This window comes from Candidatus Poribacteria bacterium (assembly GCA_026702755.1).
GTDB lineage: Bacteria > Poribacteria > WGA-4E > WGA-4E > WGA-3G > WGA-3G.
On the sequence record JAPPBX010000034.1, the window covers coordinates 1 to 13,305 of the forward strand.

The 13,305-nt window shown below is 46.3% G+C and carries 13 protein-coding genes; 9 read left to right on the forward strand and 4 right to left on the reverse strand.

Translation table 11 applies throughout. The features are described from left to right. Nucleotides 1–98 precede the first annotated feature (98 nt). The 4 genes from OXH39_06730 to OXH39_06745 all read left to right on the forward strand — a co-directional run bounded on the left by OXH39_06730 (nucleotide 99) and on the right by OXH39_06745 (nucleotide 4,469). Nucleotides 99–1,700, forward strand: a complete 1,602-nt coding sequence (locus tag OXH39_06730) for an AAA-like domain-containing protein (GenBank protein MCY3550137.1) — start codon at nucleotides 99–101, stop codon at nucleotides 1,698–1,700. After that, nucleotides 1,687–2,463, forward strand: a complete 777-nt coding sequence (locus OXH39_06735; protein ID MCY3550138.1) for a WYL domain-containing protein — start codon at nucleotides 1,687–1,689, stop codon at nucleotides 2,461–2,463. Before OXH39_06730 ends, OXH39_06735 begins: the two co-directional genes overlap by 14 nt. Nucleotides 2,464–2,541: 78 nt before the next feature. Next, a complete protein-coding gene (locus OXH39_06740; protein MCY3550139.1) occupies nucleotides 2,542–3,171 on the forward strand; it encodes a DUF4433 domain-containing protein in 630 nt (209 codons plus the stop codon). A gap of 113 nt (nucleotides 3,172–3,284) precedes the next feature. Beyond that, complete coding sequence (locus OXH39_06745) at nucleotides 3,285–4,469, forward strand: DarT ssDNA thymidine ADP-ribosyltransferase family protein (GenBank protein MCY3550140.1); 1,185 nt, start codon at nucleotides 3,285–3,287, stop codon at nucleotides 4,467–4,469. 30 nt (nucleotides 4,470–4,499) lie between these two features. Here OXH39_06745 and OXH39_06750 read toward each other — a convergent pair whose 3' ends face one another. The 3 genes from OXH39_06750 to OXH39_06760 all read right to left on the reverse strand — a co-directional run bounded on the left by OXH39_06750 (nucleotide 4,500) and on the right by OXH39_06760 (nucleotide 7,739). Next, entirely contained in the window at nucleotides 4,500–6,587 is a 2,088-nt protein-coding gene (locus OXH39_06750; protein ID MCY3550141.1) for a hypothetical protein, read from the reverse strand. Between the two features lie 349 nt (nucleotides 6,588–6,936). Further along, the gene (locus OXH39_06755) at nucleotides 6,937–7,278 is read right to left on the reverse strand and encodes an STAS domain-containing protein (protein MCY3550142.1); all 342 of its coding nucleotides are present in this window, start codon (nucleotides 7,276–7,278) and stop codon (nucleotides 6,937–6,939) included. A 119-nt stretch (nucleotides 7,279–7,397) separates the two neighbouring features. Beyond that, nucleotides 7,398–7,739 (reverse strand): STAS domain-containing protein, encoded by a 342-nt coding sequence (locus tag OXH39_06760; protein MCY3550143.1) that lies wholly within the window; start codon nucleotides 7,737–7,739, stop codon nucleotides 7,398–7,400. 512 nt (nucleotides 7,740–8,251) lie between these two features. Here OXH39_06760 and OXH39_06765 point away from each other — a divergent pair. The 4 genes from OXH39_06765 to OXH39_06780 all read left to right on the forward strand — a co-directional run bounded on the left by OXH39_06765 (nucleotide 8,252) and on the right by OXH39_06780 (nucleotide 10,951). After that, nucleotides 8,252–8,623 (forward strand): VOC family protein, encoded by a 372-nt coding sequence (locus tag OXH39_06765; GenBank protein ID MCY3550144.1) that lies wholly within the window; start codon nucleotides 8,252–8,254, stop codon nucleotides 8,621–8,623. Between the two features lie 32 nt (nucleotides 8,624–8,655). After that, complete coding sequence (locus tag OXH39_06770; GenBank protein ID MCY3550145.1) at nucleotides 8,656–9,336, forward strand: 7-carboxy-7-deazaguanine synthase QueE; 681 nt, start codon at nucleotides 8,656–8,658, stop codon at nucleotides 9,334–9,336. 19 nt (nucleotides 9,337–9,355) lie between these two features. Continuing rightward, nucleotides 9,356–10,471, forward strand: coding sequence for an amidohydrolase/deacetylase family metallohydrolase (locus tag OXH39_06775; GenBank protein ID MCY3550146.1), 1,116 nt, complete (start codon nucleotides 9,356–9,358; stop codon nucleotides 10,469–10,471). A 168-nt stretch (nucleotides 10,472–10,639) separates the two neighbouring features. Beyond that, nucleotides 10,640–10,951: a hypothetical protein gene (locus tag OXH39_06780; GenBank protein ID MCY3550147.1), complete on the forward strand. Its 312-nt coding sequence runs from the start codon at nucleotides 10,640–10,642 to the stop codon at nucleotides 10,949–10,951. A 36-nt stretch (nucleotides 10,952–10,987) separates the two neighbouring features. Here the strand turns inward: OXH39_06780 and OXH39_06785 are convergent, their stop codons facing one another. Beyond that, nucleotides 10,988–12,058, reverse strand: coding sequence for a hypothetical protein (locus OXH39_06785; GenBank protein MCY3550148.1), 1,071 nt, complete (start codon nucleotides 12,056–12,058; stop codon nucleotides 10,988–10,990). A gap of 316 nt (nucleotides 12,059–12,374) precedes the next feature. Between OXH39_06785 and rpsB the strand changes: the two genes are divergently transcribed. Then, a complete protein-coding gene (gene rpsB / locus OXH39_06790) occupies nucleotides 12,375–13,268 on the forward strand; it encodes a 30S ribosomal protein S2 (GenBank protein ID MCY3550149.1) in 894 nt (297 codons plus the stop codon). Nucleotides 13,269–13,305: the final 37 nt, after the last annotated feature.

Sequence of the window (13,305 nt, forward strand, 5' to 3'; positions counted from 1 at the left end):
ATACCTAAACCTCTCATTGGAACGTTCAGAATTTGTTAGTAGCAACTTGGGTTATAAAAGAAAACTTACACTTAGTATCACGATTTAAGGGAAGCGAAATGAGACGCTTTGGAACGCAAGGTCCTGTTCATCCGGAGAAAAACTATGTCGTCAGCCGTGCGACTGAGCTTGCGGATTTCGTTATGCGCGTCAAAGAGGGACGTTACATCGTTATCTTTGCGCCGCGGCAGACCGGCAAGACGACTTTCTTCCAGCGCGCCTTGGATGTATTCCGAGAGGAAGAACCCGCCTACTTCCCAATCCCGTTGAATTTTGAGGAATATGAAGGCTGCACGCCGTCGGTTTTTTACAGTGGTCTCTACGAGGATATTCTCGAAGCGATAGAAAATGTTTTTGCGCGGCGCGGAGAGGTTTTTTCCGAGGCATTGACGGAATTTTTGGAGAATGCAGAGATAACCGATCACCTCTCAATGAGAAGATTTTTCAGAAATTTTTCCAAACTCTTGGGTGATCCGCGCGTCATCCTTATCATAGACGAGTTTGATGGTATCCCCAAGGAAGCCGTGAGGGGTTTTTTGCATTCACTCCGTCGTATTTATGTCTCAAATTCTCCTTCCCGATGTCCGCATAGTGTCGGCATTGTCGGTGTCAAGAGTATCACGCAGCTCAACTACGACAGGTCCATCTCTCCGTTTAATATTCAAGACGAATTCAACCTGCCGAACTTCACACTTGAACAGGTGCAAGAACTACTTGGACAATATACAGACGAGGTCGGGCAAGCCTTTGCCCCCGAAGTTATTGAAGCCATTCATAAGCAGACTGCCGGACAACCTGTGCTCGTCAACCGATTTGCGCAGATTCTCACGGAGGAACTGGACATCCCGAAAACCGAGTCGATTACGATGACACACTTTCCAAAAGCACATACGCAACTTCTCCGTGGGCGGAACACCAATATTGAACATTTGACGACCAATATTCGCAGGAATCCACGCTTTGAAAGCGTTCTGATGCGTATCATGGCGCGTGATGAAGGCGTAGACTTCAATCTTGACGATGACATTATCAGTGAACTTGCCACTTATGGGGTTATTAAAGAGGGTGCTGACAGTATGTGTGAGATTCTCAATCCGATTTATCTCTACCGTATTATGAGAGCGTTCAAACCACTCGTGAACGGGTTAGAGCAAGAATACTTCGCGGAAGATACCGGCGAAGTGCCTCGCGATTATCTCACATCTACAGGGCAGATTGAAATGGAGGCGTTACTTGATAACTTCCGAGATTTCATCGCACGTGCGGGTTTTAGAATTTTGCAGGTGCCAGATACGCCACAAGAATCGGTAGGACGGCATCTCCTGCTTGCCTATCTTGACGAGTTTGTTAGACGTATCGGTGGTGTTATGCACATAGAGGTACAAACCGGGCGTGGCAGAATGGACATCCTCATCACGCACAATCAGCGAAAATACATCATTGAGACAAAGATTTGGCGAGGCGATAGGCACTACCAAGCAGGCAAGAAGCAGCTCGCAGCATACCTAAAATTGGAAGGAACAACTGAAGGATATTATATCGTATTTGATCATCGTCAGGATCCTGAGTCGCGTGTTGAGACTGAGACCATTGACGATGTAACAGTCCGGAGTTATGTTATTCCTGTTGTGCAGGAACGCCCTTCGGATGAAGGAGTATGAAATGCCGTATTGTACTGTGTGTAAGATAGAAACTGATTATGAATACGATATAGCACTCTCTAACGGGGAGTACCTCCATTATTCATGTATTCTCATGTTGCAAATGCAAAAACATGAGATTGAAACCGTACTACGGACACAGAACTCACAACTCATTTTGTCGCTCTTTGTGCCAACTGAGGGAGCGCAAGAAGATATTGCCTCCGAAGCCGAGATTGAAGATTTACGCGCGAAACTCGCGAAGTTAGAATCCATTTTAACCGGACTTTATGACTATCTACCGTGTTGGCCCCCGGATTGGGAAGAGCGGAAACGGATTCTTATCCGGGAAAACGGTTCTTTCTGTGCACTTTGTGACGAGGAGGCGGATGTCTATTTGGTACACGATATTCCGGTATTTGAAGGTGGGACGAATAAATTGGATGAGCTCACCCTGTACTGTGCTGAATGTTACAGGAGTGGATTCCGTGAAGTCGATATTTTTGGGACTTCTACGCTAAAGCCGTCGCAATCGGAATTCTCGGAACAGTTTTCCGCAATCCAGTCTGCTATTGATAACGACCAAAAAATCCAGTTTGACTATAAGAAGCCGAGCAATAAAAGATGGACGACGCGCGTGGTCGTACCGGAGCGGTTGCTGAATATCCCCAACAGCCGAGAATCGGGTGAGACGTTGTGTGTCGAGGGGTTTTGCGAGTTGCGACAAGATACTCGCGTTTTCGCACTTGAGCGGATGCAGGGGTTAGAGGTAATTGAGGATTAGCGAGGATTGGTGATAAGGTTAAAATACCTACTGTAATTGAATCTCGCTCAATCAGATATTCATTGGGAAGCAGCAACTATGCAGGGATTGGATATTAGAGCACTCTATTATATTACACATATAGATAACTTGCCTTCTATCCTTACAACAGGGATTCTTTCCCATAAAAGGATTAAGGCAGAGAACATTCAGAACACAACAATTTATCTCAAGCATCTTGTCAACAAGCGTCAGACTAAATACACTTCTGATGGCGAAAATCTCTGGCATTATGCAAATTTATTCTTTCAGCCTCGTAATTCAATGTTGCTCAGCGTTATCAGGTCAAACGGTAAACAGAATATTGCAGTTTTGCGCATTTCAAACACGGTGTTGCAAAAGCAAGGAATTTTCATTACAGATGGTATTGCATCCAACAAGTTAACTCGAATTTATTCTCGATCCGAAGGACTGGAAGTACTTCAAGCACAACAAGAAATGCTCCAATCTGACTCATGGACTTCATGGAACCATTCCGACAAAATCAGGCGACAGTTGATGGCGGAATGTTTAGTTCCCAATCAAGTTGATCCCAAAGATATTCAACGGTTTATTGTTGCTGACCGGAGCGTTGCTAGCTCCGTTCGGACTCACCTATCATTCTCGGATTTTCAGAAACTCGTTATTGCAAACGATATAGATAGCAACATATTTACACCATTTGGCTAAAGATTGGGTTTGTTTAAACTTTGCTGTATACCTGCAACTATCATATAAGCACTGCGTTAATAAGGATCGGAAGTCACATCCTAATTCAAATCGTTATTCAAAAGGAAAAAACAATGAAAATAAAGAGTCTCTATTACATTACACATATAGACAACTTGCCTTCTATCCTTGAGCGAGGAATCCTTTCCCGTGTAAAAATTGAAACGGAAAGGACACGATTCATTTCAATCTTCAAAAGGAAAACGGATGCTAAGGATAACATCAATAAAAGGCAGAAGGTTAGACTTCCAGATGGTAGAAAGAACCTGTTAAATTACACGAGCTTGTTCTTTCAACCACGTAACCCTATGATGTATCGCGCTATCTTTGAAACCGGTATAGACCAACTTGCCATACTTGAACTTGCTGATGCAGTGCTAAATGAACCAGAGGTTATCATCGCAGATGGCAATACGAGTGATGAATTAACGCAATTCAATCCTGCAGCTCAGGGTCTGCAAAAACTTCAGCAACAGCAGAAGACGATGCAAAGCGAGTGGTGGAAAGAATGTGACGGATCAAAGCGCAGGATCATGGCGGAATGTCTAGTCCCCGATCGCGTCAGTCCTAAATATATCCATTCAATTGTCGTCGCTGACAGTGGAATTAAAAATTGGGTACAGAAAATAGTTGAAGGTTCTCAACTACCTGTTATTTGTCAACCTGATATGTTTTTTCAACCTAAGCGTCGAATTGAAATTGGTAAAAACATTTCTCTTATTGATGGCGGCGATATATTTTTCTCTGAACTGCAGACATTGACAGTTACAGTCAATCTTCAAGGGGTTATGGGAAAAGGCTTGGCACTGCGCGCCAGAGAACAATTTCCAGATGTCTACGTAGAGTATGAAAAAGCATGTCGCGCAAAGAAGATTACATCTGAGCGTCCTTATATCTATAAGCGAGAGACATCAGTTGTGGATGAATTGGCAGATCTCAAGCCATATTGTAGGCGGATTGAAAACCCAATGAAGTGGTTTTTACTTTTTGCAACAAAACGGCATTGGCGCGCAAACTCACGCATAGAAGACATTGAGAGTGGATTAAAATGGTTAGAAAAAAACTTTAAAGAAAAAGGTATCCAGTCACTTGCGATGTCTGCGCTCGGGTGTGCATTGGGAGGATTGGACTGGATAGATGTCGCCCCGCTCATGTGCAAGCACCTCCATGATATTGGAATTCCTGTTGAGATTTATCTACCTCGTGAATATCCAATTGAACCTCAACATCTAACAGGGTCACATCTCCTTTCCCTCTGATGAGTGGCAAGTTTCTCTACTTGTGTATTCTTACATCCGCATATAACTTTCGCGGGGTTCGTCTAAATCAGCGAGGATCTCCTGACTCACTTTCAGAAACCGTCCATTCAGCATAATGAATTGAACACTGCCATCAGATGCATCTCTCCGTAAAAAGAGATATTCCCCAACAAATGTAATATCTGCAGCGGACATCTCCGCCAAGCCGTCGTCAGAGATGAGGAACGTGTCTGTTGTGTCTCCCAATTGGAGCGTGAAACCTGTCCCTAAGACATCCGCATCTGTGCTAACGCTGAGGTCGGAAATCGTGGGATGAGATTTAGTGCCGGATCTCATCGGAAACAGGAGGATGTTCAGCACTGCTGGCGATCCCTTGTTACTCCGATAGATAACGCTGTCTCCATCTAACGCTATTGAGAGGTCTGTCGTATCCGGCACACCGATGAAGAGATTGCTAAGACGTGTGTCCTGTGTCTGGACGCATTCTGCCTCGATGGCAATGTGAGACGCTGCCCCTTGATTGAAACGGAAGGTCTGTTCCAGTGTCTGTGCTTCGGGACTGAGAACAAGATCGTGCAAGATGAAGTATTCGCCTTTGAGGTAGAAGATGGCGCGTTTGTGGTGAGCGTCTAATGTCTGGTCCCACTTTTCGAGCCAGTCAAATTCGGGCGTTGTTATCCACTGCGCATCAACCGGATCGGACGCTGCGGGTGTGGTGTCAAGCACGCGGACTGAACCTGTTGTGAGGTGTCGTCCGTGTGCGTATAACGTGAGACTTGATGGCTCCGATGGGTGCGCATCGAAGAAGAGATATTGTGCATCCGGTGTCCAACTGTCTCGCATTACGTAACAACCCGTCTTAGGGAGCGCGTGTGAGGTGGTATCAGGGTACGGAAAATCCTCACGTTGGAAGCTGCTATCGGCAATTGTGCAGAGTTCAACAGCATCGAAGTTGGGGGCGGGAAGCGGACCGAGTGGCGGAAACGAATAGTCAGGTTTGCTCAAATGGATACATGTCGCTGTCAGTTTTTCGAGCAATGTTCGTAATTCTTCGGTTTGTGTGTCGGGTTGAAAGCGGAGGAATCTGGCGAAGTCAGCGATTGCCTCGACTTGGGCGCGAAGGGTACGGTCTTTGTGGAAGCCATCGGTATGGAAGAACGCATCGGTTATCCACTTATAGCGGCGCAGTGCGAGCAGACGGAGTTGTTCGCTGCCACGGAATTCAGGAAGCAGATGTGCGGCGATACCGATTTCTGTCGTTGCTGTGATTGCTGGAGTCGGGTGAACAGACAACCGGAGCAGGCATTCAAGGTAAGTTTTGGCGGTGGTGTAGGTATCGGATCTTTCTAATAGCACGGAATCGGGATTACAAATCCCTCCTACAAAATCTCTCCGAAAGGCAGTGTACGCTGATTTTGCGGTGGATATATCGTCCGCTGAAACGGCAGATTTTACGGCTTCCATGCCCGGAAAATCCAAATTGAGCACGTCAAAAAAGGCGTTGTCGCTTAGGGGTAATTGGAATTGATGTTGCGGCGTGAAATCTCGTTTGAGAACGGCGTTGTAGGTGGTAACTGCAGACTCCAGAATCGGGAGGTTTTGTGTGTTTGCGAGCGAGAAGGCGATGTCGGTTGGTAAGGTGAGATGGGAATCTGTCGGCGCGGGGGCAACCTCGGCGAGCACTGCCGAGATTCTTCCGAACCCAGCAAATCGCCAAAGTTCCGATTGCGGAAGTGAAGCACAGACACTCCCTGCCAGTGCGAGTGCGCTTCCGGCTTCGAGTCTTGGACGGGGTTCGCCGTCTGGATAGGTGTAGAGATACGCAGCGTGTTCTAACAGGATACGTGCAAGTTCTCGGTATCCTAACTCGGTGAGCGGTTCGTGCACGGCGACTGCGACTGCTTCGATGACCCGTGCTGCAACGGATTCTAATCGCCATGCCGGGTGTTGTGGTGTGAATTTGATCGGTGTCCGATTCGCTTCTGAGAAGGTGATTAACTCTTCACAATCGGCAATCGGTTCCAGTTCGGCAATGACGGGAAGCTCCTGCTTCGCAAGTGCTTGCGCGAGTCGATCGATGTGTTCGGTTCGGAGAGTGGTATATTCTTCCAACAGCATGTTGTGCCTCTACGTTTTATAGTAAAACCCGTAATTACTTATACATCAACACAAGGGCGAGGATACAATCCTCGCCAGCGGCAGTGGGGTATGTTGTGCCTCTATGTTTTAATCTCATGAATGGTTTGGGATATGATAACAGCGTTGGAGTGGCTTGTCAACCGATGGCGTAAAGGCATTTGGCTTTCAGCCATCAGCAGGCAGCGAAGCGTATCACCTCTATAGAAAGATGAAGTTAGAAGGTATAACGGTTAGAAACCTCGCCCATAGGTGTGAGTCGGTATACTCTTAAAAAAAGAATAGGGGTGGTAAAACCACCCCTGTTTGATGTTTCACAGGATTTTGGACTTTAGGCGGATAACGCCGAAACTGCAGCGTCCTCGTTGTCGAATCGTTCAAAAAGGCTGGTGAGTCTGCTCAGAACAATCAAGTTACTGATATGTTTGCTGACATTGATGACCCCAACACGACCTTTCTTTCGTGCTACAGCGGCACGTGCGATCATGAGAGCACCAAGTCCCGAACTATCGACTTTATTGACGTTCTCGAAATTGATAAGGATGCGGGGTGTATCGGATGCCTCTATCTGCGGTGAGATCACATCCCATAATTCTGAGGCTGCGGTTCCCATTATTTTTCCATTGGGTTCCAAAATCGAGATGCCGTTTTGCTGGCGAATTTGCGTTGTCATTTTTTGCTCCTTTTTTATTTTCCGTGAATTTTACTTCTTTTTTGAATTTTTATGCTATTTTAAGCGTCTGTTTTAGGTACTCGTTTCTTTAGTCGGATACGCTCAGAAAAAGTTGTTTTTTACGCTGCTAATGCGGAAACTGCGGCATCCTCGCTGTCAAAATGTTCAAAGAGACTAACGATTCGGCTGAGAACGATCAGGTTCTTAATATGTTTGCCGACATTCATGACACCGATGCGACCTTGTTTTCGATTTGCGAGCGCACGTGCCTCCATAAGGGCACCGAGTCCTGCGCTGTCGATCATATTAACGTTCTCAAAATTGATGAGGATACGCGGGGCATCGAAATCCGCTATCTGTGGGGAAATTGCTTTCCGTAATTCTGATACTGCGGATCCGACGATCTTTCCACTGGGTTCCAAAATTGAGATGCCATTTTGCTGGCGAACTTGGGTTGTCATTTTTTGCTCCTTTGTTTTTTACTCAAAACACTGAAAGTGTCAATTTACTTTTTTGAATCTTATGCTGTTTAAAGTTTAAACGTTTAATTTAAGTATTCGTTTACACTTAGTTGGATTTGATACCGAAAAAGTTCGCTTTTTCTGTGTCAATAAAGTGTTTATAGTGAAATCCACAATTATTTATACACTTGTAAGGTTGGAAAAGTTGCAAGAAAATTAAGAAAGTTTCATATTAAATTTATGGTTTTGATCCTCATAAGTGTTGGAAGTATGGAAGTTCGGAAGACCGCGGACACGGCATTTCTTCCAGCCTTCCCCCTCTTCCACACTTCCTCAAAACATAAAATTTATTTCTTAATATTGCTGAAGTTGTTTGTAGTAGGGCGATTTATCGCACGCCTGAAAAACAATTTGACACAATCAAGGGATTATGAGATAATTTTGTATCTTGTATCATCTTTTGTGTTGCGCGTTTGTATGGCGCGCTTTTTCAAAGAAAGGAAATTTTGACAATGGCAGTTACATTTCACCACGTTCATCTTCGTTGTGAAGATTTAGAAGGTGCAGTTCGTTATTACGAAGAGATGTTTGATGGCAAAGTTGATGAAACGGTTGAGGTCCGCGGCTTAAAGATTGTCCGGATGGAAATCGGTGGGGAGCGGATTTTCCTCTCACCTAAGTTCGGAGATATGGAAGTCGAAGACACCAGTGGCAACCCACGTTGGGGTGTCTACCAACTCGCTTTTACGGTAGAGGACTTGGACGCTGAGGTCGCGAAACTCCAAGCGAAAGGCGCGGAACTCGAAGATTTGAAACCCAACGGGTTGATGATGGCGTTCTTCAAGGGACCCGATAACGTTCAGATTGAACTCATTGAGGCTTAGCGTCGGTGAAGCAAAGCCGCGCAGGCAATATCATGAAATTCAGCGAACTCTTCCATACAATTCAGGGGGAAGGACAACTTATTGGCGTTCCCTCTGTGTTTTTCCGAACGAGTTATTGCAATCTAAGATGTGTTTGGTGTGATACACCTTACACATCTTGGGAGCCTGAAGATAAGGACATCTCTGTTGCTGAAAGTGTGGCTGCGATCTCACAATACGACTGTAAACATGTCGTTATCACCGGTGGAGAACCGTTTATTCAACCAAAAGAATTGACGGAGCTCTGTTATGAACTGGATAAGCGGGGGCACCACATTACGATTGAGACGAACGCCACACTTTTTACCGAAGTTGCGGCGCATCTCATTTCTATGAGTCCGAAGTTGCGTAACTCCAATCCGCCATCGGACAATCGTTTTTTCAAACGCCACGAACGCGAACGCATCCGTCCCGATGTTATTCTTAAGTTTTTGAATCGGTATCCGTGCCAAGTGAAGTTTGTTGTGGATACACCCGAAGATTTGGCGGAGATCCAAGCGTTAGAAACAGAAATTGGTATTCCTGCTGAGACGATTCTCTTGATGCCGCAAGGGACGACCCCTACTGTGCTACAACAGAAGCAGGAGTGGTTGGTTGACCTCTGTAAAGAGAACGGCTATCGCTATTCCCCTCGTGTGCATGTGGATATATGGGGGGATAAGCGCGGGGTTTAAGTCGTTAATAGGAGCGGAAATGAAATACGACCTTCTACTAAAAGGTGGGACTGTCATTGATGCCTCGCAACGTTTGAATGCGGTGCGCGATGTTGCGATTGCTGATGGTGTCATCGCAGCGATTGAACCGGATATTCCGGAAGATGCAGCGACACAAACCATTTTTGTTAAGGATAAATACGTCACACCCGGACTCGTTGATATTCACACGCATGTCTATTACGGTGTAACGACGTGGGGCATCAGAGCCGACGGGGTTTGCCCAACTGCCGGGACGACTACGGTTGTAGACGCCGGTAGTCCGAGTTGGGTGACGTTTCCCGGCTTCCGTGAATTCATTGCCGAACCGGCGTGGACGAACATTCTCACCTATATCCACATCTCTGGAATTGGACTTGTGTACGGACCTGTCGGTGAAATGTACGATATGGCTTATGCCGATCCGGGACGCGTCGCGAAAACATTACAACAGCATCGCGATATTACGGTCGGGGTGAAGGTGCGTCAAGGGAAGGGGCAAGTGGGTGATAACGGTGTTGAACCCCTGAAATGCGCTATTGAAGCAGCCGAACGCGCGGGTACATCCGTCATGTGTCATATCGGTGCGGGGGTGCCGCTTCCTGATATTCTGAGTTTACTGCGTCCGGGCGATGTAATTACGCACTGCTTTCAAGGGAACGGTGATAACATCGTTGACGAAAAGGGCAGGGTAATCCCTGAGGCGTGGAAGGCACGCGAGGATGGCATCATCTTTGATGTCGGGCACGGTGCCGGGAGTTTCCATTATGAAATTGCTCAACGCGCGATGGAACAAGGCTTCATTTCTGATGTAATTAGCACGGATCTACACACAGGGAACATCAACGGTCCCGTTTACGATCTACCGACAACATTATCAAAATTGATGCACTTGGGTTTATCGCTTGAAGCCGTGATTGAGAAGGCGACTTTCAGTGCTGCGAAGGCTATCCAGCGTGAGGCGCAGCTCGGTCATCTGAAAGTTGGAACCGTCGCAGATGTCGCCGTCTTTGAAGTCCTTGAAGGAGAATTTGAATTTTTTGATTCGCACGGAGCAAAGTTTATTGGAGATAAGAAATTGAAGGCGACACTGACGGTTCGTGAGGGAAAAGTTTAATCGTTATATCATATAAGTGGTTAATTTAAAAAAAATCAATGGACTTGATGAGGGTCCCAATTAAAAAATATTAAAATGGCAAGTGTAAGTAGAAAACTAAGCGGCTGTTATAGAAGGGTTCTAATTTTTTTGTTAGCGGTTGTGGCGGTCAGCTTAATTGCAGGGGGCTTGGCTTACTGGCACTTTGGTGGCACTGAAGGTTTCCGCCATTGGATGGCAGAACGTGCTTTGAATGGTGTAGAGAAGCATCTTAAGTCAAAGAATAGACCCGACGGAATTTCAGAGAAGCAGGTGGTTGCAGGATTTGCAAACATTCGTGAGAAGATTCAGCAGCGTCAGATCGATTTAGCATCGCTTTACGAGGTGCTGAAATCGTATCAGACTACGTTTCATACGACGAAACCATCGACTCCCGAAATACAAGCGTTTTTTGGAGAACTTGAGAAGACAATTCTTAAGGATATAACGACTAAGGAATGATGCTTATTGTCAGGTGTCGGGATTCGGAGATCCGTCCTACAGGGAATTGTTGTAATTGGCTACCATTTCTCGGATTTGGGTTGTGTAAATATCATCACTTAAATTGGCGTTGGTCAGCTGGGTGAGTGCGCTTTGGAATCTCGCTTGTGGATTGCCCCACGCCTTGAGAAGTGCTCTGCTTTCAGCAGTTTCCGGCTGTGAAACGGCTCGTAAAAGCTGATGGATAACCGATAGGTAGAACAGGAGATGGTGGCTGTCAACACGCGCGGCGAGCTCAGTAGGTGAACAAGTTTCACGGTGGGTGGTAACCCACTCCGCATAGGTATTGACTAAATCGTAATCTAACAACGAGACGAAATTGGCATCTTCTTGATGTGCACCGATACTGTTGAAGTATTGAACCAACCTCCGTTCCTGCCAATCCCACCCAACACTTGAAAAATCAATCAAAAAAGGGGTTTCGTCTGAAACCACGATATTGCGACTCTGATAGTCGAGGCTATCGAGCGTTGGTGGAGCTGTCCGAAGTCGGTTGGAAATCGCATTCCATGCTGTATCAAGTTGTGCCGTTTGTGATGAAGTCATAGGGTCTTCGTTGAGATGTGAAAGGTAATCAAGGGTTTTTCTGGCTTGTTCAAGTAGATGCTGTAAGGTCGCCTCCAAATCAAAGCGAAAAGTATAGGGTGTGAAGCGTTTTAGGTTTTCTGCGAAAACGGTTTCAACCCGACAGAGTTCCATGAGTATAGTAGGCAGAAGGGGGTTGAGGTTGGATACCGGTCTGCTTTGTGCGATTTCATCGAGTGTTAATTTTCCGCACCATTCCAGCAGTAGGGCGTGGCGGTTTTCTGATTTCCAGATAATTTTAGGAACACGGCACCCGTTGCGGTGTAATGTTGACAGGACGATAGATTCAATCTGACAGGGAGTGTAGCCCGCTTTAACAACGGGTGTGGTGATGTCGTGCTGCTTAAGTAGGTAGTCCTTGTTCCCGAAGTTTAGGCGACAGACATTGTGTTTTTGCTGAGTGCCGTGCTGAATAGGGGCAAGTTTCAGGGTGTCTGCGCCTGTTTTGAAGTGTGCGGCGATTGCTTCAATGAGATGTTTCACCTTTATCACCTCCTATTATCTTATATCACAGAACCCATGCGAATGCTATAATTTTCCTTGACGCTTACCTCAGATGCGTGTTATTTTAGTTAAACTTGAAATTCGATTGTTTCTGTGGTAAAATATTTGTATTAAATCTGATGAGAAACGTTCATCAGGGGTTAGACTTCAATATTGAATACGACACACCTCTCGATTTGCACAGCGGGTTCTCTCGTGTTGAGAGTCTGATGCAGATGTGAAGGAGGTGGACGCGGAAACCCGGTGGGGGCAGTGCCGCCCCTGCAAACTTAGGAGGTTTTTTTTGGCAGTTACAATGAAAGAACTCCTTGAATGTGGAGTTCACTTCGGACATCAAACCCGTCGCTGGAATCCGAAGATGGCAGAATACATCTTCGCTGAGCGAAACGGGATTTATATTATTGACTTGCAACAGACCTTACGGATGCTCCAGACCGCCGCTGATTTCGTTCAGGATATAGCATCGAAAGGCGGTGGGGTGTTGTTTGTGGGTACGAAACGGCAATCCCAAGAAGCAGTGCGAGTTGAAGCAGTGCGATGTGGGATGTATCACGTGAATCATCGCTGGCTCGGCGGTATGCTGACGAATTTCCAAACGATCCGCCGAAGCGTCAACCGGTTAGATAAACTGGATGCTGATGAAACGAATGGGATCTTTGATCAGATGCCGAAAAAAGAGGTTATGCGCCTACGACGCGAAAAAGGCAAACTGGGTAATAACCTTAGCGGTGTCAGAGAGATGAAAAAACTCCCTGAAGTGGTTGTCGTGACGGACACACGTAAGGAGCATACGGCTATCGCAGAGGCGAATAAGTTAGGCGTTCCGATTATTGCTATTGTTGATACAAACTGCGATCCGGATCCGATTGATTTGCCCGTTCCGGGTAACGACGATGCAATCCGTTCGATTCGCCTTATCTGCTCAGTTTTGGCTGATGCGGTAATTGAGGGACGCGGAGAAGCATTTGAAGGGGCAGAGGTTGCAGAAGACACAGAGCGATCCGAGGCAGCACCACAGGTAGATGCTATGCTTGAAACGGCGCGACACGAAGAAGAGAGCGCAGAACTTCTGACAGATGAAGAGTTGTCTGCGGAACCGGAGGCAATCGGTGACGGTGAGCAGCGCCAAGCACGTGCACCACGTCAGCGCCGGAGAGGAAGACCGCCTCGCCGACAACAGTCTCAATAAATTGGCTATCAGAGGAAGGGTTATCAGTTATCAGTCT

What these genes read in the sequence shown, in the direction of transcription:
- OXH39_06730 (MCY3550137.1), top strand. Translation starts at nt 99, where the DNA reads ATGAGACGCTTTGGAACGCAAGGTCCTGTTCATCCGGAGAAAAACTAT.
- OXH39_06735 (MCY3550138.1), top strand. Translation starts at nt 1,687, where the DNA reads ATGAAGGAGTATGAAATGCCGTATTGTACTGTGTGTAAGATAGAAACT.
- OXH39_06740 (MCY3550139.1), top strand. Translation starts at nt 2,542, where the DNA reads ATGCAGGGATTGGATATTAGAGCACTCTATTATATTACACATATAGAT.
- OXH39_06745 (MCY3550140.1), top strand. Translation starts at nt 3,285, where the DNA reads ATGAAAATAAAGAGTCTCTATTACATTACACATATAGACAACTTGCCT.
- OXH39_06750 (MCY3550141.1), bottom strand. Translation starts at nt 6,587, where the DNA reads ATGCTGTTGGAAGAATATACCACTCTCCGAACCGAACACATCGATCGA.
- OXH39_06755 (MCY3550142.1), bottom strand. Translation starts at nt 7,278, where the DNA reads ATGACAACGCAAATTCGCCAGCAAAACGGCATCTCGATTTTGGAACCC.
- OXH39_06760 (MCY3550143.1), bottom strand. Translation starts at nt 7,739, where the DNA reads ATGACAACCCAAGTTCGCCAGCAAAATGGCATCTCAATTTTGGAACCC.
- OXH39_06765 (MCY3550144.1), top strand. Translation starts at nt 8,252, where the DNA reads ATGGCAGTTACATTTCACCACGTTCATCTTCGTTGTGAAGATTTAGAA.
- OXH39_06770 (MCY3550145.1), top strand. Translation starts at nt 8,656, where the DNA reads ATGAAATTCAGCGAACTCTTCCATACAATTCAGGGGGAAGGACAACTT.
- OXH39_06775 (MCY3550146.1), top strand. Translation starts at nt 9,356, where the DNA reads ATGAAATACGACCTTCTACTAAAAGGTGGGACTGTCATTGATGCCTCG.
- rpsB (MCY3550149.1), top strand. Translation starts at nt 12,375, where the DNA reads ATGAAAGAACTCCTTGAATGTGGAGTTCACTTCGGACATCAAACCCGT.